At 64.0% G+C, this 22346-nt stretch carries 18 protein-coding genes and 1 riboswitch; of the genes, 6 read left to right on the forward strand and 12 right to left on the reverse strand.

Annotated elements, in window-relative coordinates; all coding sequences use genetic code 11:
• Positions 1-173: 173 nt before the first annotated feature.
• Genes G9C89_RS03805 through G9C89_RS03815 form a run of 3 tightly spaced genes read right to left on the reverse strand, consistent with a single transcriptional unit; the run spans position 174 to position 2559 of the window.
• A complete protein-coding gene (locus G9C89_RS03805; protein ID WP_172144601.1) occupies positions 174-875 on the reverse strand; it encodes a pseudouridine synthase in 702 nt (233 codons plus the stop codon).
• A 2-nt stretch (positions 876-877) separates the two neighbouring features.
• The gene (locus tag G9C89_RS03810) at positions 878-1090 is read right to left on the reverse strand and encodes a cysteine-rich CWC family protein (RefSeq protein ID WP_172144603.1); all 213 of its coding nucleotides are present in this window, start codon (positions 1088-1090) and stop codon (positions 878-880) included.
• Positions 1087-2559 (reverse strand): sensor domain-containing diguanylate cyclase, encoded by a 1473-nt coding sequence (locus tag G9C89_RS03815; protein ID WP_172144615.1) that lies wholly within the window; start codon positions 2557-2559, stop codon positions 1087-1089. The genes G9C89_RS03810 and G9C89_RS03815 overlap by 4 nt, the downstream gene beginning before the upstream one ends.
• Before the next feature lie 243 nt (positions 2560-2802).
• Here G9C89_RS03815 and G9C89_RS03820 point away from each other — a divergent pair, with 243 nt between their 5' ends.
• Complete coding sequence (locus G9C89_RS03820; protein WP_172144618.1) at positions 2803-3462, forward strand: class I SAM-dependent methyltransferase; 660 nt, start codon at positions 2803-2805, stop codon at positions 3460-3462.
• Positions 3463-3576: 114 nt separating this feature from the next.
• Here the strand turns inward: G9C89_RS03820 and atzF are convergent, their stop codons facing one another.
• The 7 genes from atzF to G9C89_RS03855 form a co-directional block, all read right to left on the reverse strand.
• A complete protein-coding gene (atzF, locus tag G9C89_RS03825) occupies positions 3577-5382 on the reverse strand; it encodes an allophanate hydrolase (protein ID WP_172144637.1) in 1806 nt (601 codons plus the stop codon).
• Between the two features lie 98 nt (positions 5383-5480).
• Positions 5481-9137, reverse strand: coding sequence for an urea carboxylase (uca, locus tag G9C89_RS03830; protein ID WP_172144667.1), 3657 nt, complete (start codon positions 9135-9137; stop codon positions 5481-5483).
• 213 nt (positions 9138-9350) lie between these two features.
• Positions 9351-9986 carry an urea amidolyase associated protein UAAP2 gene (locus G9C89_RS03835; RefSeq protein WP_172144670.1) on the reverse strand — a complete coding sequence of 212 codons (636 nt, stop codon included), beginning with the start codon at positions 9984-9986 and terminating at the stop codon, positions 9351-9353.
• Positions 9987-9997: 11 nt separating this feature from the next.
• On the reverse strand, positions 9998-10726 hold the full coding sequence (locus G9C89_RS03840; protein ID WP_172144673.1) for an urea amidolyase associated protein UAAP1: 729 nt from the start codon (positions 10724-10726) through the stop codon (positions 9998-10000).
• 10 nt (positions 10727-10736) lie between these two features.
• Entirely contained in the window at positions 10737-11546 is an 810-nt protein-coding gene (locus G9C89_RS03845; protein WP_172144676.1) for an ABC transporter ATP-binding protein, read from the reverse strand.
• Positions 11543-12358: an ABC transporter permease gene (locus G9C89_RS03850; protein WP_172144679.1), complete on the reverse strand. Its 816-nt coding sequence runs from the start codon at positions 12356-12358 to the stop codon at positions 11543-11545. Before G9C89_RS03850 ends, G9C89_RS03845 begins: the two co-directional genes overlap by 4 nt.
• A 131-nt stretch (positions 12359-12489) precedes the next feature.
• Positions 12490-13557 (reverse strand): putative urea ABC transporter substrate-binding protein, encoded by a 1068-nt coding sequence (locus G9C89_RS03855; protein WP_172144682.1) that lies wholly within the window; start codon positions 13555-13557, stop codon positions 12490-12492.
• A 66-nt stretch (positions 13558-13623) separates the two neighbouring features.
• Positions 13624-13737, reverse strand: a riboswitch (guanidine-I (ykkC/yxkD leader).
• A gap of 301 nt (positions 13738-14038) precedes the next feature.
• On the opposite strand from G9C89_RS03855, the gene G9C89_RS03860 reads away from it, so the two are divergent.
• From G9C89_RS03860 to lapD, 5 genes are all read left to right on the forward strand, one after another.
• Complete coding sequence (locus G9C89_RS03860) at positions 14039-14212, forward strand: hypothetical protein (RefSeq protein WP_172144685.1); 174 nt, start codon at positions 14039-14041, stop codon at positions 14210-14212.
• A 35-nt stretch (positions 14213-14247) separates the two neighbouring features.
• Positions 14248-14364 (forward strand): hypothetical protein, encoded by a 117-nt coding sequence (locus G9C89_RS03865; protein ID WP_390623759.1) that lies wholly within the window; start codon positions 14248-14250, stop codon positions 14362-14364.
• Between the two features lie 101 nt (positions 14365-14465).
• The gene (locus tag G9C89_RS03870) at positions 14466-14945 is read left to right on the forward strand and encodes a hypothetical protein (RefSeq protein WP_172144688.1); all 480 of its coding nucleotides are present in this window, start codon (positions 14466-14468) and stop codon (positions 14943-14945) included.
• A 355-nt stretch (positions 14946-15300) separates the two neighbouring features.
• A complete protein-coding gene (lapG, locus tag G9C89_RS03875; protein ID WP_172144691.1) occupies positions 15301-16008 on the forward strand; it encodes a cysteine protease LapG in 708 nt (235 codons plus the stop codon).
• Between the two features lie 22 nt (positions 16009-16030).
• On the forward strand, positions 16031-17965 hold the full coding sequence (gene lapD, locus G9C89_RS03880; protein ID WP_172144694.1) for a cyclic di-GMP receptor LapD: 1935 nt from the start codon (positions 16031-16033) through the stop codon (positions 17963-17965).
• 195 nt (positions 17966-18160) lie between these two features.
• Here lapD and G9C89_RS03885 read toward each other — a convergent pair whose 3' ends face one another.
• On the reverse strand, positions 18161-18499 hold the full coding sequence (locus G9C89_RS03885) for a tryptophan synthase subunit beta (protein ID WP_172144698.1): 339 nt from the start codon (positions 18497-18499) through the stop codon (positions 18161-18163).
• Between the two features lie 73 nt (positions 18500-18572).
• A partial coding sequence (locus tag G9C89_RS03890) for a beta strand repeat-containing protein (protein WP_172144701.1) occupies positions 18573-22346 on the reverse strand: 3774 nt, incomplete at its 5' end.

Consider the following 22346-nt stretch of genomic DNA (forward strand, 5'->3'; position numbering starts at 1 on the left):
AGCGCAAGTAACCAAAAGAACGCTTAGATGGCTTTCTGTGACTGGTTGGTCACATCAAGACCTTATGGTTGGATTTAAGCAGTGGCCTCCGGTGCTGGCAAGGCTTTATTTGGTTAGTGCACTACCGTTTATCGGTTAGCCTGCTAAGGGTGTGACTCGGCGCGAAATTGGCGTCAGTCAGGGCAGAAGCTGGCGATTTCCTCGGCCGTCAGGGCGCGGTACTGACTGGGGCAGAGTAGTTCATCGAGCTGGATCGCGCCCATGCTCAGGCGGTGCAAACCGACGACCTTGTTCTGGAAGTGGCCGAACATGCGCTTGACCTGATGGTAGCGACCCTCGTAGAGGGTCAGGCGTGCCTGGCGCGGGGCGAGAATCTGCAACTCGGCGGGTTGGGTGAGCAGGTCCTCGAAGCGAAAGTACAGGCCGCGGGCGAAGACCTCGATGCAGGCCGGGTCGATCGGGTCTTCGGTATCGACCAGATAGACCTTGGGTTGTTTGCCGGTCGGCGCGGTTACCCGGCGCGACCACTGACCGTCGTTGGTGATCAGCAGCAGGCCACTGGTGTTGAGGTCGAGGCGCCCGGCCAGGTGCAACTCCTGCTTGTCCGGCTCGTCGAGCAGATCGAGCACGGTGCGGTGCTCGGGATGTTCGGTGGCGCTGACCACGCCAAGCGGTTTGTGCAGCATGAAGTAGCGTGCGGCTTTGCCGGCCTGCAACAGCTCCTCATCCAGCTCGACGCGACTGAAGACCCGCACCTCGTCGTGGCTGTCGCGACTGACCTGGCCATCCACGCGCACGCGGCCACTGGCGAGCAGTTGGCGCACGTCCTGGCGGTTGAAGCGCGGCAGGTTGCTGAGAAAACGGTCGAGGCGCATGGCTAGTCGGCGCTTGGCGGCGTTGTGCTCGGTGCCAAGCCTCGGGCGCAGCGGGGGCACAGGCAGGCGCTGTTGCGCTGCTCGGGCGGCAGGCTGTCGAGCACCTCGGGGTCGATACGGGCGCTGAAACACCAGCAGTCGGTCACGGGCGTGGCGGACTCGGCCTGGCCACACTGGTTGCGCTGGCCGCAGCGTGGGCAACGACTGGGATTCATGCGCTGGCTTCGCAGGTGCGGTTGCGCCCGGACTGTTTGGCGCGGTACAGGGCGCCATCGGCACGGGCGAGCAGCTCGCTCAGCGAGTCGTCCGGGTGCAGTTCGGCCAGGCCAATGCTGGTGGTGATCTGCAGGCTGGCACCTTTGTAGCTGAAGCGGCTGTGCTCGGTCTGCTGGCGGACTTTTTCGGCGAGCAGACGCGCCTGCTCGGGCGAGGTGTCCTTGAGCAGGAGAATGAATTCTTCACCGCCCCAGCGGCAGATGATGTCGGACTGACGCAGGTTGTCGCGCAGTTTGTTGGCGAAACCGCGCAGCACTTCGTCACCGGCCAGATGGCCGTGGTTGTCGTTGAGATCCTTGAAATTGTCGAGGTCGAGCAGCAGGGCGCAGAGTGGACTGGGGTTGCGCCGCGCTTCCTGGATCGCCTGGTTGGCCAGCAGGTCGAAGCCGCGGCGATTGAGCAACTCGGTGAGTTGGTCGGTGGTGGCCAGGGCGGCGATGCGTGTCTGGTAGCGGCGCAGGACAATGCTGACCAGGGTCAGGACGATGACGGTGACCACCAGGCAGATCAGCAGGTTGAGGTACAGCGATTGGCGAATGCCGGCCAGCGCCCCGGTTTCGTGCTTGTCGACGAACAGGTACCAATCCAGCTCGGGAATGAAGCGCACGTTGAGAAAGTGGCCGCGGCCGTGTTCCTGATACTCGAAGTCGCCGGTTTGCGGCTGTGGCAGTTTTGCCTGGAGGTCTTCCAGTCCCGCCACGTCACTGAGCGCCTGACCGACCTTGGCGCCCATTGGTCCGCCAGTAGCGCCGGTGAGCACGATGCGACCGTCGGTGTCGACGAAGTACACGCTGCGGTCATAGCGTATTTGGTAGTCATCGATCAGCTTGACCACCGCATCCACGGTCAGGCCGACGCCGGTGGCGCCGATAAAACGCTGGTCGTAGTCGAACACCTTGTAATTGATGAAGACGGTCAGGCGGTCCTGGTTGGCCATGTCGACATCGACATTGATTTCGTAGGGTTCCTGCATGTCGCGCACGCGGAAGTACCAGCTGTCACGCGGCTCCTGGGCGGCGACACTCTTAAGTACACCCTTGGCCTGGTAGTAGGTGTGGGTCTGCTCGGAGACGAAAAAGCTGGTCACGGCGCCATAGTGCTCCTGCACCTCGCGCAGGTAGCGGGTCATCTGGGCGACGTCCTGCTCGCCGCTCATCACCCAGTCGCGGACGAAGGTGTCGCGGGCCATCATCGAGGAGATCAGCACCGGCGTGACCAGATCCTTCTGGATCTCGGAGTAGACGTTGTCCGAGGTCAGCGGCAGTTCGGTGTTGACGATGTTGTCGCGGATCGACTCGAGCGCGGCGTAGTAGCTGGCCAGCGAGGTGGCGAGGAAGCCGCAGCCGAGCAATACCAGCAGCAGCAGGACCAGGGGGCGTTGACTGGTGGTCGAGGGAACGGACGGCATGCAAGGTTCTGCTCGCGAAATGGTGGCGCCATGCTAGCGTGCAATTGCCATGGCGTCACCGGCTGGCGCTGCTTTGGCGGCACGCTAGCCTGCACCACCGATCGTTCGGGCTTGCTGCCATGGCGGGTAAAGGACTACCGTGCGCGCTTGGTAACTTGCAATGTGAAATCGCATTGCGCCTTGCTGATCTGTTCTGACTTCAACACATCCGTGCGACGTCCTTTTCAGCAACCCGAGCCGCCCATGCCTGGTTACCGCATCAAATACTCCACCCTCAGCATCGGTGCCGAGGATTTTCACCTGTGTTCCCTGCGCGATAAACAGCAGTTCGCCGACCAGGACGGCCTGGCCGAACTGGCGGGGATTTCTTCGGCGACCTGGCCGCTGTTCGGCCAGATCTGGCCCGCCGGTGAAGTGTTGGCACAGACCCTGAGCGGCATGGCCGTGCAGGGCCTGCGCATCCTCGAACTGGGCTGCGGCCTGGGGCTGACCAGCTTGTTGTTGCAACGCCTGGGCGCGGATATCACCGCCAGCGACTACCACCCGCTGGCCGGCGAGTTTCTGCTGCGTAACGCCGTGCTCAATGAGTTGCCGCCGATTCCCTATCAGAACTGCGACTGGGCCGAGCACTACCTGGGGCTGGGCTTGTTCGACCTGATCATCGGCAGCGACCTGCTCTACGAGCCCGCCCACCCGGCCCAGCTCGCCGACTTTATCGCCCGCCACGGCGCGCGCTGCTGCCGGGTCGTGATCGTCGATCCGGGCCGCGGCAATGCGGCGCGCTTCAGTCGCTCGATGCTGGGCCATGGTTATCAGCAGATGGCCGACAAGGTGAACCTGCTGGATGACCCGGATGCGCCGTTCAAGGGGCGCATCCTCAAGTATCAGCGCTTGCTGGCCTAACGGCCTTGACGATTCTGTAGATGACGTAGGAGCCAGCTTGCTGGCGATGCTTTTGACCTACAACGATCGCCGGGACGCCAGCACGGACGAGGCGTCCCCCGGCTCCTGCACAGGTTATTGCCTGCTCTGCAGATAGGCGCGCCAGCCGCCGAAGTGGCTGATGTCCTCGGCGCCTTGCAGGCCGCAGGGCTCGCAGATGAAACCGCTCTCCCATGTGCCGTCCGCCAGCTGCACCTTGCCCAGGCCCAGCGGCGCCGGGATGCCGGTGAGGAAGGAGCCCAGCTCGCTGCTCGGCAGCTCCCAGACTTCCACCACGATGGCCACGCCGCCCTCGGCGACCCGGAGCATACCGGGCCTAAAGGGTGGACCGCCGGCCAGGGCGTACAACCGATAGTCCGCCGAACTCTGGGTGGCTTCGATCAGGCGCGCGCCGCGCTGCTTGAGTTGCCAATTGAGCGGCAAGTTATCCAGGTGCGCACCGCAGACCACCAGGCGCGCGCGGTCGTTGCGCGCGATGCCGCTCGGCGCGCTCGGGTCCAGGCTACGGTCGCCGGCCAGCGGCAACCCGGTCTGGCGCTGCAAGGCGCCGGCCAGGCTCAGCAGGTACTGATCGGTAAAGGCGCGGCCGAACAGGGTCACGCCCCAGGGCAGGCCGTTTTGCATAAAGCCCGCCGGCACCGCGACGGCGGTGTAGTCGAGCATGTTCATGAAGTTGGTGTAGTAGCCCAGGTCGGCATTGCGCTTGACCGGCTCGGCGTGCAGCTCGGCGAGGGTCACCGGGCGCGGGTAGGCCGGGGTCAGCACGCAGTCGAGGTCGCTCATGATGCGGTCGCACAGGGCTTTCAGTGCCTGCAGACGGTACTGGGCGCGGAATAGCTGGACGGCGCTGGTGCCCGGGGCTTGCTCGAGTACCGCCTTGATCACCGGCAGTACCGCATCGGGCTGGGCCTCGATCAGCTCGCCGGCGACGCTGTAGCGTTCGGCCACCCAGGGGCCTTCATAGAGCAGGCGGGCGGCTTCGAGGAAGGGGGCGAAGTCGATTTGCACCGCTTCGCCGCCGAGGGCCTCGAGCCGTTCGATGGTGGCGGCGAACAGCACCGGGCTCTCGGCGCAACCGAGGAATTCCAGCTGTTTGGGCACGCCGAAACGAAAGCCCGGCTGCACTGTGCCGAAGGCGCTGGCATCGTTCCACAGCGGATTGGCCCGGCTGTATGTATCGCGCGGGTCGAGTTTGGCGGTCAGGGCCAGCAACTGGCTGGCCTCGCGGGCGCTGGCGGTGAAGTAGGTCACGCAGTCCAGGGTGCGGCAGGCCGGCACCACCCCGGCGGTGGAAATCAGTCCCTTGCTGGCTTTCAGGCCGATCAGGTTGTTCAGTGCCGCCGGCACCCGGCCGGAGCCTGCGGTATCGGTGCCCAGGGCGAAGCTGGCCAGGCCGAGGGCCACGGCCAGTGATGAGCCAGCGCTGGAGCCGCCGGACGGGTAGTCCGGGTGCACGCTGTTGCGGCATTCGCCGTAGGGCGAGCGGGTGCCGTTGAGGCCAGTGGCGAACTGGTCGAGGTTGGTCTTGCCCAACGGCACGGCGCCGAGGGCGAGCAATTGCTCGACGATGGTCGCGCTGCGTTCCGGCACATAGGCGAAGGCCGGGCAGGCGGCGGTGGTCGGCACGCCGGCCAGGTCGATATTGTCCTTGATGGCGAAGGGCACGCCGTACAGCGGCAGCTCGGCCGGCGACTTGCCGTCGAGGGCGGCCAGGTAGGGTTCCAGCTCTTCGGTGCTGAGCAGGTGGATAAACAGGTTGAACTCGGGGTTGAGCGCCGCGGCCTGGTCGCGCAGGGCGGCGATCAGTTGCCGTGGGGTGATGCTGCCGGCCTGGTAGGCGGCTTTTAGCGCGTCGAGGCGCAGGTCGAATTCGTGGGTCATGTTGGCTTCCTCGTAGGGTGCGTGGGCCGCCTAGGCCTTGCGCACCGCGGTGTTCAATGGTGCGCACGGCGCACCCTACGGCTGCATCCTGGTTTGCGTCAGACTTCTTCCAGCACCACCACCCGCTGGCCGGCACGCACCGGCGAGCCGGGTTGCACGCGCACCTCGCTGACCAGGCCGTCACGCGGGGCGAGCAGGGGGATTTCCATCTTCATCGATTCGAGGATCACCAGCACATCGCCGGCCTTGACCCGGTCGCCGACTGCCACCTGCACCTGCCACAGGTTGCCGGCGATATGGCTTTCGATGGCGTGCTGGCCGTTGCCCAGGGGCGCGTCCTCACCCAGGTCGGGGGCGACGTCCTCGCTGTCGAAATGTGCCTGGCCCGATTCGATCCAGCGCTGGCGTTCGGCGTCGAACGCGCCGCGTTGCTGGGCGCGGAAGGCGGCGATGTCCTCGGCTTGCTCGACGAGGAAGGCCTGGTAGTCGGCCAGGTGCAGCTCGCTGTGTTCGATGCGCAGGTCATAGCGGCCCAAGGGGAAATCGCGACGGGTGCGCAGCAGTTCGTCCGCCGACACCGGGTAGAAGCGGATCTGGTCGAAGAAGCGCAGCAGCCAGGGTTTGCCGTCGAAGGCTGCGACTTCGCGGTAGCGGTTCCACATCTGCAGGGTACGGCCGACGAACTGGTAGCCGCCGGGGCCTTCCATGCCGTACACGCACATATAGGCGCCGCCGATACCCACCGAGTTCTCCGCGGTCCAGGTGCGCGCCGGGTTGTACTTGGTGGTGACCAGGCGATGCCGTGGATCCAGTGGCGTGGCCACCGGCGCGCCGAGGTAGACATCGCCCAGGCCCATCACCAGGTAGCTGGCGTCGAACACCGTGCGGTAAACCTCGTCGAGGTTGGGCAGGTCGTTGATCCGGCGGATGAACTCCAGATTGCTCGGGCACCAGGGGGCATCCTTGCGCACCGTGGTCATGTATTTCTCTATTGCGAGCTGGCAGGCCGGATCGTCCCAGGACAGTGGCAGGTGGACGATGCGCGACGGCACTTTCAGGTCTTGCGCGGCGCACACCGCGTCCCACTCGCCGGCGACGATGCCGAGCAGGTCGTTGAGGGCCAGGGTTTCCGGCTGGTAGTGCAGCTGCAGCGAGCGGATGCCCGGGGTGAGGTCGATCACCCCATCGAGCTGCTTGGCCTCCAGCGCCTGCATCAGCGCATGGCCGCGAAAGCGCAGGACCAGATCCAACTCCGGCGCGCCGATTTCCAGCAGCAGGTGAGTGTCGCCGGACAGGCGGGCCACCAGGCGTTTATCGGCGTGGCCGATGTCGAGGACGATGGGGGAGGTGAGGGTATGGGCTTGTGTAGGAGCGAGGGGGGCACCATTGCCCTTGCTGGCGATCAGGGATTGCGCAGGATCGCCAGCAAGCTGGCTCCTACACAGGGTGGTGACCTGCAGATTATTGGCTTTGGCCAACTGTCGCGCGGTGGCGATATCCACCGGGATGAACCTGACCTTGTCCCCGGCCTTAAGCTGCCCCAGCTGCCACAAATCGGCCTCGATGATCGTCACCGGGCAGACGAAACCGCCCAGGCTCGGGCCGTCCGGACCGAGGATCACCGGCATGTCGCCGGTAAAGTCCACCGCCCCAATCGCATAGGGGTTGTCGTGGATATTCGAGGGGTGCAGGCCGGCTTCGCCGCCGCTGTCGCGTACCCATTCAGGCTTCGGGCCGATCAGGCGCACGCCGGTGCGGCTGGAGTTGAAGTGCACTTCCCAGGCGGTGGCGAAGAAGGTGGCGATATAGGCCGGGGTGAAGTATTCCGGCGCGCCATGGGGGCCGTAGATCACCCGGATTTCGCGCTCGGCGGGCAGCGCATCGCACAGCTCGGCGGGCAATTGCGCGCCGGCCGTGTGATCGGCGAGCGGCAATAGGTGCAGTACATCGCCGGCACGCAGGGCGCGGCCGCCGTGGCCGCCGAACTGGCCGAGGGTGAAGGTGCTTTTGCTGCCCAGGTAGTCCGGCAGCTGGATGCCGCCGCGCAGGCACAGGTAGCTGCGTGCGCCGGCGCCATTGATGGTGCCCAGGCTCAAGGTTCTGCCGGCCTTGACCAGCAGCGCGGTGTTCAGCGGCTGCTCGATACCATCGAGTTGCAGGGGAATCGGTGCGCCGGTCACCGCCACCACCGCATCGGTGTTGAAGCGCAGGGTCGGGCCGCTCATGGTGATTTCCAGGGCGGCGGCGCCTTGCTCGTTACTCAGCAGGCGGTTGCCCAGGCGCAGGGCGCGGTCGTCCATCGGCCCGGACGGCGGCACGCCAACGGCCCAGTAGCCGAGGCGACCGGGGAAGTCCTGCACCGTGGTCTGGGTGCCGGCGCTAAGCACCTCGAAGGTGTCGGCTTTATAGACGAGATTGTCCAGGCAGCGGGTCCAGGGGTGGCCGCTGGCGAAGGGCGCGTCGACCAGGATCTGCCGCAGGTAGTCGCGGTTGCTTTCCACGCCATAGAGGATGGTGTCGGCCAGGGCCTGATCCAGCGCGGCACTGGCGGCGTCGCGGGTCGCGGCCCAGGTGATGAGCTTGGCGATCATCGGGTCGAAGTAGGGCGGGATCTCGCAGCCGGCCTCGACCCAGGTATCGATACGCAGCGCCTGGCCGTCGGCCACCGGGAACTGCACGGCGGTCAGCAAACCGGGGCTGGGCTGGAAGTCGCGGCCCGGATCTTCCGCATACAGCCGCGCCTGGATTGCATGGCCGCGGGGTTTGAGTCCCTTGGCCAATTCGGCCAGCGGCGGCAGATCGCCGGCCGCCAGTTCGATCATCCAGCGCACCAGGTCGACGCCCCACACCTGTTCGGTGACGCCGTGCTCGACCTGCAGGCGGGTGTTCACTTCGAGGAAGTAGAAGCGCGCCGCCTCGCTGTCGTAGACGAACTCGACGGTGCCGGCGCTGCGGTAGTTCACCGCCTTGGCCAGCTGGATCGCTGCCGCGCACAGCTCATCGGCCATGCCGGCCGGCAGGTTGGGCGCCGGGGTTTCTTCCAGCACCTTCTGGTTGCGCCGCTGCACCGAGCAGTCGCGCACGCCCAGGGCCAGCACTTCGCCCTGACCGTCGCCGAATACCTGCACTTCCAGGTGGCGGGCGCGCTGGATGTATTTCTCGATGAATACGCCGCTGTCGCTGAAGTTGTTCTGCCCCAGGCGCTTGACCGCGTCGAAGGCCTCGCTCAACTCAACGGCGCTGTGGCACACGCGCATGCCGATGCCGCCACCGCCGGCGGTGCTCTTGAGCATTACCGGGTAACCGACTTGCTCGCCGGCGATCAATGCGGCGTCGAGGCTGTCCAGCAACTCGGTGCCTTCGAGCATCGGCACGCCATGCTGTTTGGCCAGGGCGCGGGCGGTGTGTTTCAGGCCAAAGACCCGCAACTGCTGCGGCGTCGGGCCAACAAAGGCAATGCCCGCGGCTTCGCAGGCTTCGGCGAAGGCGGCGTTTTCCGAGAGAAAACCGTAGCCGGGGTGGATGGCCTGGGCGCCGGCTTGCTTGGCCACGGCGAGAATCTTCTCGACCTGCAGGTAGGTGCCCGCAGCCGGGCCTTCGCCGAGGCTGTGGGCCTCGTCCGCCTGCTGGATATGCAGGCTGGCGGCGTCGGCTTCGGAGTAGACGGCCACGCCGCCTACGCGCAGTTCATGGAGAGTACGCAGAATGCGGCAGGCAATGGCGCCACGGTTGGCGATCAGCAGTTTGGTGAACATCAGCAAAACCCTCGAAAGGGAAAGCGGGCCGTCCCGCGGTATTCGGTCTGCACCCCGGTCGTCCGGGGTTGGGATGCTTTATCCCCTCTCCCTTATGTGGAGAGGGTCACTCTCGTAGGATGGGTTGAGCGAAGCGATACCCATCAATGCATGTGCGGCCGGTGATGGGTATCGCAGGCTCAACCCATCCTACGGTCTGGCTGGTCGCTGCCTTCAATCCCACACCAGTACCTCGGCCGGGGTCGGGTTGTAGCCGTTGCAGGGGTTGTTCAGTTGCGGGCAGTTGGAGATCAGTACGATCACGTCCATATGCGCCTTGAGCTCGACGTATTTGCCCGGCGCGGAGATGCCGTCCTCGAAGGTCAGGCCGCCCTCAGGGGTCACCGGTACGTTCATAAAGAAGTTGATGTTGGCGCCGATGTCGGCCTTGTTCAGCCGGCCGTCGTGCAGGCTGGCGCGCAGGAAGTTGTCGCGGCAGCTGTGCATATGGCGCTTGTCCAGGGCGTACCTGACCGTGTTGCTTTCCTGGGCGCAGGCACCGCCGAGGGTGTCGTGGCGGCCGCAGGTGTCGGCGACGATGCTCAGCAGCGGATTGCCCAGGTTGGAGTAGAGCACCGTGCCTGTGGTCAGGTAGACGCTGTTCTGCTTGCGCAGGGTGCGCTGCACGTCGTAACGCTCGCGCGGGTTGGCGGCGCTGTAGAACAGGGTGTCGACCGCCTGATTGCCTTCCAGATCGAGCAGGCGCAGGGTCTGCCCGGCCTTTACTTCGCAGAGGAAGGGTTCGCCGGCAGCGATGGTGGCGCGGTAGCTGGCCGCTTCGGGGTGCTTGTCGCTATGGGTCAGATTCATCTCGGCAAGCCTCAGATATACAGACGTTCGGTGTTGTGGAAGCCGCGGGCGTTCTCGGGGCGCGAGCTGCGGCAGAGCACGCTGATGCCGTCGCTGTCGACCTTGTGCCAGCTCAACTGCACCGGTTTGGGCGCGTAGGCGGGGTCGGGATCCATGGGGTGCTGCAGGGCGCTGAGCACCACCAATGTGTCCATCGGCGCATACAGCTCGATGTAGTCGCCGGCCTTGGAGTTGCCCGGCTGGAAGTGCAGGCGGCCATCGCTGTCGGCCGTGACCTTGCTGAACAGGTTGAGGCACATCAGCAGGTCCTGCAGGTTGAGGTTCCACTTGCCCATTTCCACCAGCAGGTTGTCCACGCCGTTGCGGAAGAAGCCGTTGCGCAGTTCCTGATAGCGGCCCTGGCCGTATTTCTCGGCGACCTCGTCGGCATTCAGCACACCGCCGAAGCTGTCGTGCCAGCCGCAGGTGTCGGCGGTGATCGCCGCCAGTACCCGGCCCATGTCCGAATACAGGCAGTGGCCGGCGGTCAGCTTGGCGGTGTGCTGGCACTTCAAGGAGTCAGGCAGGTTCAGTCGTTCGCTTTTCTCGGCAGCATTGAGCAGCAGCAGGCTGACGTTGGCGCCGCCTTCGAGGTCGCTGAGGCGCAGCAACTGGCCGCGCTTGAGTACGAACGAGGTGTGGCCGCCGCCGGGGAGCAGTTCTTCATAGAGCGTGGGGCGCAGGGTTAATGAGGCAGTCATCTGATGCTCCTTACACAGCAGGTTGCAGGTTGCCGGTGATGTGCGGCGGCAACGCCTCGACTGCCGCGCGGGTGGCGCGGCGGTCGCTGTTCAGTGGGATGTCGTAGGTGATGCGCGCGCCGAAGGCGTTCGGCGCGTGCGGATCGACGCGGACCTTGTCGAACACCAGCAGGCGGGTGCCGAGGCTGAAACCCTCGCTCAGGTCGTGGGTGACCATGAATACGGTCAGCCGGGTTTCGCGCCAGAGGTCCAGCAGCAGGCCATGCATGTCCTTGCGAATGCCCGGGTCGAGGGCGCCGAACGGCTCGTCGAGGAGCAACACCCGCGGCTGCATGATCAGCGCCTGGGCGATGGCCAGGCGCTGCTGCATGCCGCCGGAAAGCTGGGTCGGGTATTTGTCCAGGGCGTGGCCGAGGCCGACCTTGCTCAGCATCTGCGCGGCCTGGTCGCGGGCCTCGCGTTTGGCACGGCCGAACAGTCGACCGAGCAGGGGCGAACGTGGCAACTCCAGGCCGATGGCGACGTTGTCCAGCACGCTCAAATGCGGGAACACCGAGTAACGCTGGAACACCACGCCGCGGCTGCTATCCGGTTCGGCGGCGAGTGGTTCGCCGGCCAGCAGGATCTCGCCACGGCTGGCACGCTCCTGACCCAGCAGCAGGCGCAGAAAGGTCGACTTGCCGCAGCCGGAGGCTCCTACAAGCGTGCAGAATTCTCCCTCGCTGATGTTCAGATTCAGGCGTTCCAGCACCACCTGATCGCCGTACTCCTGCCAGACGTTGTTGACCTGAATGAAGGCGCTGCTTGTTTTATCGCTCATGCCTTGGCTCCTTCATACCAGGGGAAGCACAGCCGGGCGAGCTGGCGCAGGCTCAGGTCCATCAGCCAGGCGAGCAGGGTGATCCAGGCCACGTAGGGCAGGATCACGTCCATCGCCATATAGCGGCGCACCAGGAAGATCCGGTAACCGAGGCCGTCGGTGCTGGCGATGGCTTCGGCGGCAATCAGAAACAGCCAGGCCGAGCCGAGCACCAGGCGCAGGGCAATCAGCAGGCGCGGCATGATGTGCGGCAGAACCACGCGCAGGATCAGGGTCCAGGTGCTGGCCCCCAGGGTCTGCGCCTTGATCAGCAGCTCCGGTGGAATCTCGCGGGCGCGCTGTTCCAGATCGCGGGCCAGCACCGGGGTGATGCCGATGACGATCAGCATCACCTTGGACAGTTCGCCGAGGCCGAAGCTGATGAACAGGATCGGCAGGATCGCCAGGGGCGGCACCATCGACAGCACCGTGAGCAGCGGCGACAGCGGCGCACCGAACAGCGGCAGGCTGCCGGCGGCGATGCCCAGGCACAGCCCGACCACGGCAGCGATGCCCAGGCCCATGCCGAGGCGTTTGAGGCTGGCGCTGGTGTCCTGCCAGAACAGGTACTTGCCGCTGCGCTTGTCCTCGCTGAAGGCCAGGCGATCGACCGCCGCGACCATCTGCGTGGCGCTGGGCAGCAGCTTGTCGTTGGGGTTGTCCGCCAGGCGCTGCGCCGACCCCATGAAGTAGGCGAACAGCAGCAGGGCGAATGGCAGTAGCACCAGGAATAACCGGTTGGGGCGATTCGGGTGGCGGTTGATCAGGCGCATGGCAATTTCTCGCGTGTCCGCGTTGTAGTGCGTAGGGTGGATGACGCTTTTTTCATCCACCATGAGGCCGCGTGGTGGATGGGTGAAGCGTCATCCACCCTACGAGGGGCCGTTTACGCGAAGGCATCCGGTTACAGTTTTCCGTCGGCGGCCATCTGCATAAACGAAGGGTCGAAGCGCAGTTTGAGGTTGCCCTTGTCGCCGGTAACCACTTCGCGGGCGAAGCTCATGCCGATGGCGTCGGCACTTTGCGCGCCCTCGCCGAGCAGGCCGTGGCTGAAGGAGAAGCTTGCCACCTTGCTCATGGTCGCCGGCAGCTTGGGGCTGTTGGCGAAGGCCACGGCATCCTTGGCCGAATAGAACATCTTGGTCACCGCCAGTTGCGCTTCGTAACCGGCCAGATCGGTGCCGGAGGCCTTGGCCATGTGTTCGCGGGCCGCTTTGCCGGCAGCCGTGTCGGCGCTCATGGTCGCCATGATTTCGTACCAGGCGCCGGTCAGGGCTTTACCGAAGGCCGGGTTGTCTTTCAGGGTGGCGCTGTTGACCACCATCAGGTCGATGATTTCGCCGGGGATCTGGCTGGAGTCGAACACCTTGGTCACATCTGGCGTGGCTTCGATCTCGGCCAGCAGCGGGTTCCAGGTGACCACGGCCTTGACGTCGTCGGTAGCGAAGGCCGCCACCAGATCGGCATCCGAGGTGTTGACCACGCTCAGGTCCTTCTCGCTGAGGCCTGCTTTATCCAGGCCGCGAGCCAGCAGGTAGTGGGAGACGGACAGCTCGACCAGATTGACCGGCTGACCCTTGAGGTCGCCCAGGGTCTTCTTCTCGCCCTTGAGCACGATGCCGTCGTTGCCGTTGGAGAAGTCGCCGATGATCAGTGCGGTGGAGTCGATGCCGCCGGCTGCCGGGATGGTCAGGGCGTCCATATTGGTCATGCTGCAGCCATCGAACTGGCCGGCGCTGTACTGGTTGATCGACTCGACGTAGTCGTTGATCTGCACCACATCGATATTGATGTCGTACTTTTTCGCCCACTTGTCGACGATGCCTTCGGCGGCACCGTATTCCCAGGGCATCCAGCCGGCATAGATGGTCCAGCAGACGCTGAAGTCGGTTTTAGGCGCGGCGTGACTAGTGAGGCTGATGACGGCGGCAAGGCCGGCGGCGAGAACGGAGAACAGACGGGGCGTACGCATAAGGAACCTCCAGTTCGAGAAAGGGCGGGCAGGAGTGCGCGGCGGTTTCCCCATTACTGGGGCGCGTTCTCCCGGGCTTTTATCCCGCCGTGTAACCTCGAAGGAGGTCGCCAACTCTCGGACCAGTCACTCGTTCATGCTTTTCGCATCGAACGAGCCGGAACCCTAGTCGGCTATTGCAAATTGTGGTGCCGCGATCCCGTAGCACCGAATGCGCTACGGGGAATTCCTGCACACCTGAGACTAAGCGAACATCGTGCCAGTTGTGCCCGCCGCTCTGGCATGCGGGGTGCGCCGGCCAACTCTTCATCGATGCTGCACTGCTGTGCGCTGGAATGGTGCGAGATTTCCGTGGCGTGCTGTATTGCGGGGCGGGAACGTCTGGCTGCATTCAGGGTCAGATTTGGTAATTACCGCAATTCAATGCAGCAACAGCAACCGCAGTGCCTGAGGCCTGCGGCATATCCGGGGAGTAGTGCAAATGCGTATTTTAACTGTGATGGTTTTAGTGCTGCTGCTTGGCGGTTGCAGCGTCAGTGCTCCTGGCGTGCATGCTCGCATTGGCGAGCCGCTGCGGGTACATGTCGGTGGCTATGAAGGTGGCCATGGTGGAGGTTTCTGTCCGCCGGGCCTGCGTATGCAGGGGCGCTGCTAATGAGAACCTGCTTGAGCTTGTTGCTCGTCGCATTCATGGCCGTCAGCTTGCAGGCCTGCAGCCTGCGCTTGCCGGGGATTGGCATCGATATCGGTGACAGCGGCGGCCCGTCACATTGCCCGCCAGGGCAGGCCAAGAAAGGCCGCTGCTAATCTGGCACTTTCTGCCCAGGCCAGTTGTCCAATTTTCCAAGAGAGTACCCGGAAGGCCAGCAGTCGCTGGCCTTCCTCTTATCGTGCTCACGGAGGTCTCCATGCTCCATAAAGCCATGCTTGTTGCCCTGCTGGGGCTGTTCCTAACCGGTTGTGCGGTGTATGGCGACGGTCACCGTTACTCTGGCTATGACCGCCACTATTATTCGGACAGCCACTATCGGGTGCAGCGCTACCCGGTGTATGTCACCCCGCGGCATTACTACGGTGACTCCCGTTACCAGCAGCGCCGTTACGATGATCGTCGGCATGACCAGCGCCGCTACCTGCCTGCACCGCAGCCGCGTTATTACAACAACGACCATCGCGTAGAGCAGCGCCATGACGGGCGCCGCGATCAGCGTCATGAGGGGCGTCGTGATCAGCGCGGCCAAGACCACCGCATAGCGCAATCGCGCCAGGGCTGGGACGGCAGGCAGAACAATCAGCATAGGCAGCAACAGCGCTCGTCGAACCAGCAACAGCGTGACCAGGGCTCGCGCAGCGGTGATCGCCGTGGTTGGGAAAATCAGCGCAACTAGCAACCAGTTGAACTGCCGCAGCGCATGCTACCGGTCGAGCCGTAGCGTGCGTTCTGCGGGCAGGGGGCCGGTTCAGCTGACCTCGCCTGCGCTACGAACACCTGGAGACGCCCTCGCGATGGCCTTCGATATTCCCCTGCCTCTGACCTCGACTATCGCATCGCTGTTTCGGTAGCCCTTGACGGCGCCAGTCCTGGCGCTTCGTCCATCTTCATATCCTCGACCTGACCGTTTTGTTGCGCGCATCAGCTGCGCCGGCGGAGGGATCGGTGCACCCCTCTTCTACGCATTCCCTGAATGATGGCAGTTGGCAATTGTGTTTTGCCTGCGTCGCCCGCAACATGGCGCGGGCCTGATGTGTGGAATCCTCAGTTTGCAGACCGGTCGTATCGAAGTTGTGCGCGCGTATCGTCGCTGGCCATGGGTGGCGGCCGGGCTGGTGGCCGTGTTGCTGGCCTGCGGTGCGTTGCAGGCCAATTGGGATTTCAACCTGATCAGCAAGCGCGCCGAGCAGCTGTACGGGCCGCTTGGTCAGGGCCGCGGCCGCATCGATGATTGGCAGAGGCTGCTGCAGGAGCAAGCCGGCGTCAGCGAAATGGAGCAGTTGCAAGCGGTCAACCGCTTCTTCAACCTGCGCCTGCGCTTTCGCGACGATATCCAGATATGGAAGGTCAACGATTACTGGGCCACGCCCGTCGAGGCGCTGTTTCGCGGTGCCGCCGATTGCGAGGATTATGCCCTCGCCAAGTACTTCAGCCTGCGCCAGCTGGGTGTGCCGAGTGAGAAGCTGCGCATCACCTACGTCAAGGCGGTGCGGCTGAATCAGGCGCACATGGTGCTTACCTATTACCAGCACCCCCAGGCCATGCCGCTGGTGCTGGATAACCTGATCGACGCCATCGAGCCTGCCAGTCAGCGTAGCGACCTGGTGCCGGTCTATGCCTTCAACGCCGAGGGGCTGTGGCTGTCCGGTGCTGGCGGTGGCAAGCAAGTCGGGGACAGCAAGCGGCTGTCGCGCTGGCAGGATCTGTTGAAAAAAATGCGCGCCGAGGGTTTCCCTTGAGCGCGCTTAGTGGGGGTCACTGATGTCACTGTTCAAGCAGTTGTTTATCGCCATCTGCGTGCTGATGCTGGTGAGTTTCACCGGCAGTTTTCTGGTCAGCGTGGAGAGTTCGCGGGAGCAGCAGGTCAACCAGTTGCGTGCCCACGCCCAGGATGCGGCGACCGCGCTGGGGCTATCGCTGAGCCCGCATGTCAAGGATGTGGCGATGATCGAACTGATGGTCAGCTCGATTTTCGACAGTGGCTACTTCGAGAGCATCAGGGTGCTCGACCCGGCGAATGGGCAAGTGATAGTCGAGCGCAGTGGGGTGCCGGTCAGCGGGGAAGCGCCGCAATGGTTCGCCAACCTGGTGGATCTGGCACCCGCCAGCGGCGATGCCATCGTCAGCGACGGCTGGCGTCAGGCGGCGCGGGTGCAAGTGGTCAGCCATCCGCTGTTCGCTGTCGGCAAACTCTGGCAAAGCGCCCTCGGTGTGCTGCTCTGGTTGGCACTCAGTGGGCTGTTCTGCATCGGTTTGGGCGTACTGCTGCTCAAGCGCCAGTTGCGGCCGCTGGATTATATGGTCGAGCAGTCCAACGCCATCGCCCGGCGTGAATTTCTCAGCGTGCCCGAACTGCCCAAGACCCCCGAGTTCCGGCGGGTGGTCAATGCCATGAACCAGATGGTCGAGAAGCTCAAGGCGCTATTCGCCGAGGAGGCCGCGCGCAGCGAGAAACTGCGTGCCGAGGCCTATCAGGACAGCCTCACCGGGCTGGCCAACCGGCGCTACTTCGATCTGCAGCTGCAGGCGCGCGTGGGTGTCGATGAGCACGCCGGTAGCGGTTTCGTGCTGCTGCTGCGGGTCAACGACCTGGCCGGCCTCAACCAGCGCCTGGGCGGCCAGCGTACCGACCAGTTGCTCAAGGCCATCGCCGTGCAGTTGCAGCAACTCAGCCAGGGTCGCTACCTGTTGGCGCGCAACCGGGGCGGCGAGTTTGCCGTGTTGGCCGCCGGCCTCGATCGCAGTGAGGCAGAGCAGTTGGCAGAGAGTCTGGACGGCGCCCTGGCCAGCCTGCAGCAGACCGGCGCCAGCGATTGCTTGCCGGTCGCGCATATCGGCATGACGGCCTTCGCCCCGGGCGATCAGCTCGCGGCTATTTATGCCGCGCTGGATGCGGCGTTGGCTCAGGCCAGCAGCCAGAGCCTGCAGAGCTGGGCCTGCAGCGAGCACGACGCCCAGCGGCCTGCCGCCGATGAGCGGCAGAGCTGGCATGCTCTGCTGGATCAGGCGCTCAATCAGGGGCGTTTCCAGCTGTATGTGCAGCCGGTGGTGAGTGCGGCTGATCCGGCGCGGGTATTGCACCTCAAGGTGCTGGCGCGCCTGCTCGATGAGCAGGACAACCCGGTACCGGCGGGGCGCTTCCTGCCCTGGCTGGAGCGTTTCGGTTGGGCCACCCGTCTCGACCTGGCCATGCTCGACTGGGTATTGGCGCAGCTGCAGAGCAACAGCAGCAGTGTCGCGCTGAGTCTCTCCGGCAGCACCATCCGCGATCCGCAGGCACTGCAGCACCTCTATGAACGGCTGCGTCAGCATGCGCACCTGGGCGCGCGTCTGACCCTGGAGCTGGACGAAGATCAGTTGCCCGATGCCGCGGCCCTGGAGGCGTTGACCGTGCGCCTGCGCAGCCTCGGCTTCGGCCTGGGGTTGCAGCACTTCGGCGGACGCTTCAGCATGATCGGCAACCTGGCCAAGCTCGGCCTCAGCTACCTCAAGGTGGATGGCAGCTATATCCGCGCCATCGACGCCGAGAACGACAAACGCCTGTTCATCGAGGCCATGCAGCGGGCTGCCAACAGCATCGATCTGCCACTGATTGCCGAGCGGGTCGAAACCGATGGCGAGTGGCAGGCCTTGCGTGACATGGGTATCGAGGGCGTACAGGGCCGCTTGTTTGGCGAACCGGGTCCCTGGGCTTGAGGCGATTCCCGTCAGGGATCGCTCGCAAGACAGCAGCCTGGATTAGCTCCAGCGTAATCCGGGGAGCGATGGATATACCAACAAATATTCCCGGATTTCATCCGGGCTACGGGACTGCCACCCCGTGGGCGCGGACCTGTCCGCGAAAGGATTCGCCCCATCCTTCAGGAATACAGGCGGTAAACCGGGAGACGCTCAGATCAACCCGGACTCGTCGTCATTGATCAGCCGATTCAACCCGCCAAGGGCATCCCGTGCCTTGCTGCGACCGACCAGTTTGGTTTGCGCCGCTTCGGGCAAGTCGGTGATGCGCACAACCCCTTTCTGGATCAACACGGTGATCAAGTCTTCCAGCACCCGGATCATGTCCAGGTCGCTCTGCTTGAGCTGCAGCAGGCTGCTTTCTACCGTCTGATTGGCAAACCAGGCCAGCGCTTCCTGATCATCGGCGGCAAGCTCACCATCCATGCCCTCGAACGGTGATGCCTGAACCTGTTGCAGATTGCCCCAGGTATCGCGTTTCACATACAGCATCGATCACTCCTTAGCATCAACGGCTTCCCTTGAACGAAAACCCCGCTAACCGATGTTAGCGGGGTTTTGCCCGTCAGGCGTGATCGATTTTGATGACTGGGTCTGCTCCGGCGATCAGCGAGTTGATACTGCTGCTGGATAGATTCACTCCGGTGAGTTCGATGGACGTGTCGGCATTGGCAGCCGGCGTGCCGCCGACATCGTTCAAGTGTCCCTCGGTGCTGATCAGCAGGCTCGAGGTGCCGCCTGCGCTGGTGACCAGTTGCAGGAAGTTGTCGATAGTACCGTCGGTTTCGCCTTGCAGCAGGTCGCTGAGGTCGATGCGATCGCCTTCGTCAATGTTGAAGTCGGCTATCTTGTCGTGACCGGTGTCACCAGCGTTCCAGGTAAAGGTATCGGCGCCAGTTCCGCCGAGCAAAATGTCGTCGCCAGCTCCGCCGATGAGGATGTCGTTGCCGGTGCCACCGTCCAGGGTGTCGTTACCCGCACCGCCATCGAGGCTGTCATTGCCCGCGCCGCCGCCGATGTAGTCGTTGCCGGCGCCGCCGGTGAAGGTCGAGTTGCCGGACCCGCCGATAATCGTCTTGGCGACGCTCGCCCCGTCACTGACCTCAAGTGTCAGGGTCGGGGCGAAACCGCTGGGCAGTTCCGAGACGGTGACTAGATAGAGCTTGTCGGTGCCCGATAGGGTCGTCTCGGTGCTCAGCAAGGAGGTGTAAGCGCTCAGGTCGTACTCACCCTGGGTGTTGGGAGCGATTTCCTCGTAGCTACCATCAGCATGCACCACGCTGATGGTCGAACCTGCAGGAAGATCACTGAGCGCCAGGCTGGTGAAAGACTCGGGCGTTCCAACCGTATCCTGAATTGCGGCATAGATGTCCACCGGGTAGCTGTAGCTGGTCAGGCCGGTTGGGCTGGCGTCCACCGCGATGTATTCGATCTGGAAGCCGTTGTTGGTTTGACTGGCGGAGAAGGTATTGGCAGTGTCCTGAGCGATCGACAGGCTCTGCATGTCGGAACTGATGGAGTAGCTCACGTTCGCCGAGGTGTTGCCGCCCTGATTGAACAGGTCGCCGTCGATGGTTGACACCACGGTTGCCTGGGTAATGGTCCCGATCACGCCGCTGTAGGAAACCGACCAGATGCCTCCCGGGTTCACCGTGGCGGCCTGGGTAACGATACTGGTGGTGCCGCCGTTGAGCACTTCCAGCACCAGGTCGACCTTGAGATTCGACGACGAGACAGTAAGCCCCGACGACGAGGTTATGGTCCCGGAAAGCGTTCCGCTGGTCAGGTCGCCAACTTCCAGGTCGCTGCGGATCAGCACCGTGTCATCGCCCGCGTTCTTCAGCTTCAGCGCCAGGTACTGCATGCCGGAGGGGAAGGTCAGCTCGATTGTGTCCGAGCCTTCGATTCGATTGTCGCCATTGACACCTGAGGTCTGAACTGACAGCAGGCTGCCCGTCGACCAGTCGAATACCTTGCCGGAGTCTCCCGTGGAAAGGGTGATGCCGCTCGGGAAGGTGTAGCTGGACTGGCCATCCAGCCCGGAGATGTTGCTGCCGAAGTTGATCGTGTTGGTCATCGGGGCACCAATCACCACGGATACATCGCTGCCCGGTACCGCATCGGCTACCGGGTTGATGGTGATGTTGATCGAATCGCTATCGGTCAGCACGCCACCAGCTCCGGTATTGCCGCCATCGCTGCTGGTCATGGTCAGGGTGACTGAGCCGCTGGCGTCCGCCACTGGCAGGTAGCTCGGCTGGCTGGCTGGTGCAGCCAGGTAGGCGTTGATGTCATCGAGCGTACCGCTCAGCACGATGCTGCCAGTACCCGAACCGGCCACATCGACGCCGTTGGCACTGGCCGCGCTCAGTGTGCCGCTGGCAACCGCCAGGGTTACCGAGATGAGGCCCGTGGTGGCGTCCACATCGCTCACCGAGAGTCCACTCAGCTTGAGCGTGGTGTCTTCATCGGTGGTGTAGCTAGCCGGCAATTGATTGACCGGCGCATCGTTTACGGCGTTGATCAGGATGGAGACGGTAGCTGGTGTCAGGTCCACGTTGCCGGCGACATCGCTCGTGAGGTACTGGAAGTCGGTACTGCCATTCCAGTTGGCGTTCGGTGTGAAGCTCAGACTGGCCTGATTGCCGATAGCCGGAATGGCCTGACCAATCAGCACCTCCTGGCCGTTGTAGCTGAGTGTGCCGTTCGCCGGCAGGCTGGTGATGGTGAAGTTGGCAATGCTGCTGGCGGTATCGGTCGCATTCAGGATGATGGCAACAGGGCCGGAATCCTCATTGGCGACGACGGATACATCGCCGGCTTCGGGGGCGCCCGTATCGCCGAGGGTGATGGTGGTGGCGGTCGATGCGCTGTCCGCACCGTCTTGAGCCGTAGCCGTCACGGTCACGCTCAGATCGCCAACCGGGTTGCCTTGGATGGTCATGCTCAGACCGGTGATGGTCACCGCCTTAGTGCTCGGATCGACCACCACGGAATAGCCACCCGCACTGGTCAGGGGCAGCGTCCAGGTGCCGTCACCGTTAGCTGTACCGGCGGACAGGCTGGCACCAGCAGGGACCGCGACCGTGATGCTGGCAATCGACTCGGAGTAATCGATGTCCGTCGGCGTGGCCGTGATGGTCAACGGGTAGTCGATGCTGGAGACAAACTCGATCGAGTTGATCAGGTAGTCGTTATCGCCACCGCCCGGAGCGCTGAACTCGATACGGCTGATCGCCGCACCGGTGCTACTGGTCAGCGTGATGGCCGGGTCGACGGCATCGGTCAGCCCGGCGATTGTGCCGCTGCCGATGGGGTTGCCGGCGCTGTCGAACAGGTCATAGGTCGCCCTTTCGCCAGTGTGCAGCCAGGCAAAGCTAACGGTCGCGCTTGCAACCGGAGCATCGAAGTCCACGACGATGCGTTCGGACTGGCCGTCAGATTGACCCAGTTCGTTGTTGGCACCGGAAGCATCCCCCACGACCCCAAAGCCAACGGGGCTGCCGTTGATGGAAATCACCCCTGGAGTGCCGTCGAGCATAAAGGCGCTGACGGTGAAGCCCTGCCCGCTGGCCGTGACGTTGGCGGTGTTGATAGTTGTAGTACTGATGTTGGCTGCGCCCAGTTCGATAGTGACGATAGGGGCATCGGCTACAGGCGTCACATCGAAGGTGAGGGTGCTCGGCGCGAGCGCGAACTGACCGGCCTGATCGCTGACCGAGAAGGTCAGTGCGGTGTAGCTGTCACCACTGGCGTCGTGCGCAGGCGTGAACGTCAGGTTGTTAAGGTCGGTCAGGGCAATGACTTGGCCGGCGCTCACCGCAGTGCCGTTGAACTGCAGTGAACCGGCTGTCGGCAGGCTGTCGATACGCACAGCCTGAAGAGTATCGCCGAGGTTGACATCGGTGAAGCCGAAGTCATCCGCGCTGAAGTGGTGAACGCTGTCTTCATCAAGGGCGATAACGCCGTCGGTGCCGGTGGGGGCGATGTTGAGGTCGACGCTGTAACCGCGGTCGGCCTCGGCGGTGACGGTGTTGCCGTTGCTGTCGGTGGCGGTGACGCTGGCGTTGACGCTGCTGTTGGCGGCCAGAACGCTGCCCGGCACGTTGATGCTGAAGGTGTTGCCGGCCAGCACTGCGCCGCTGTAGGTCTCGCTGCCGATGGTCAGGGTGACGGTGTCGCCTTCTTGGGCATCGCCGCCGACGCTGCCGCTGACGGCGACGTCCGCTGCGGCTTCGGCAGCATTGAGGATGTCATCGCCGGCGATGGCGTCGAGGCTGATGCTGGCTGCGGCGCTGGTGTCGACGCTGTAACCGCGGTCGGCCTCGGCGGTGACGGT

Origin of the sequence: Pseudomonas tumuqii (genome assembly GCF_013184545.1) — a bacterium.
Taxonomy (GTDB): Bacteria; Pseudomonadota; Gammaproteobacteria; order Pseudomonadales; family Pseudomonadaceae; genus Aquipseudomonas; species Aquipseudomonas tumuqii.

Bases quoted from the DNA above. Each gene is read 5' to 3' on its own strand.
- G9C89_RS03835 (WP_172144670.1), bottom strand. From the start codon at position 9,986: ATGAATCTGACCCATAGCGACAAGCACCCCGAAGCGGCCAGCTACCGC.
- G9C89_RS03865 (WP_390623759.1), top strand. From the start codon at position 14,248: ATGGCCGTCAGCTTGCAGGCCTGCAGCCTGCGCTTGCCGGGGATTGGC.
- G9C89_RS03860 (WP_172144685.1), top strand. From the start codon at position 14,039: ATGCGTATTTTAACTGTGATGGTTTTAGTGCTGCTGCTTGGCGGTTGC.
- lapG (WP_172144691.1), top strand. From the start codon at position 15,301: ATGTGTGGAATCCTCAGTTTGCAGACCGGTCGTATCGAAGTTGTGCGC.
- G9C89_RS03815 (WP_172144615.1), bottom strand. From the start codon at position 2,559: ATGCCGTCCGTTCCCTCGACCACCAGTCAACGCCCCCTGGTCCTGCTG.
- G9C89_RS03885 (WP_172144698.1), bottom strand. From the start codon at position 18,499: ATGCTGTATGTGAAACGCGATACCTGGGGCAATCTGCAACAGGTTCAG.
- uca (WP_172144667.1), bottom strand. From the start codon at position 9,137: ATGTTCACCAAACTGCTGATCGCCAACCGTGGCGCCATTGCCTGCCGC.
- G9C89_RS03810 (WP_172144603.1), bottom strand. From the start codon at position 1,090: ATGAATCCCAGTCGTTGCCCACGCTGCGGCCAGCGCAACCAGTGTGGC.
- atzF (WP_172144637.1), bottom strand. From the start codon at position 5,382: ATGACCCACGAATTCGACCTGCGCCTCGACGCGCTAAAAGCCGCCTAC.
- G9C89_RS03850 (WP_172144679.1), bottom strand. From the start codon at position 12,358: ATGCGCCTGATCAACCGCCACCCGAATCGCCCCAACCGGTTATTCCTG.
- G9C89_RS03845 (WP_172144676.1), bottom strand. From the start codon at position 11,546: ATGAGCGATAAAACAAGCAGCGCCTTCATTCAGGTCAACAACGTCTGG.
- G9C89_RS03820 (WP_172144618.1), top strand. From the start codon at position 2,803: ATGCCTGGTTACCGCATCAAATACTCCACCCTCAGCATCGGTGCCGAG.
- G9C89_RS03840 (WP_172144673.1), bottom strand. From the start codon at position 10,726: ATGACTGCCTCATTAACCCTGCGCCCCACGCTCTATGAAGAACTGCTC.
- G9C89_RS03870 (WP_172144688.1), top strand. From the start codon at position 14,466: ATGCTCCATAAAGCCATGCTTGTTGCCCTGCTGGGGCTGTTCCTAACC.
- G9C89_RS03805 (WP_172144601.1), bottom strand. From the start codon at position 875: ATGCGCCTCGACCGTTTTCTCAGCAACCTGCCGCGCTTCAACCGCCAG.
- lapD (WP_172144694.1), top strand. From the start codon at position 16,031: ATGTCACTGTTCAAGCAGTTGTTTATCGCCATCTGCGTGCTGATGCTG.
- G9C89_RS03855 (WP_172144682.1), bottom strand. From the start codon at position 13,557: ATGCGTACGCCCCGTCTGTTCTCCGTTCTCGCCGCCGGCCTTGCCGCC.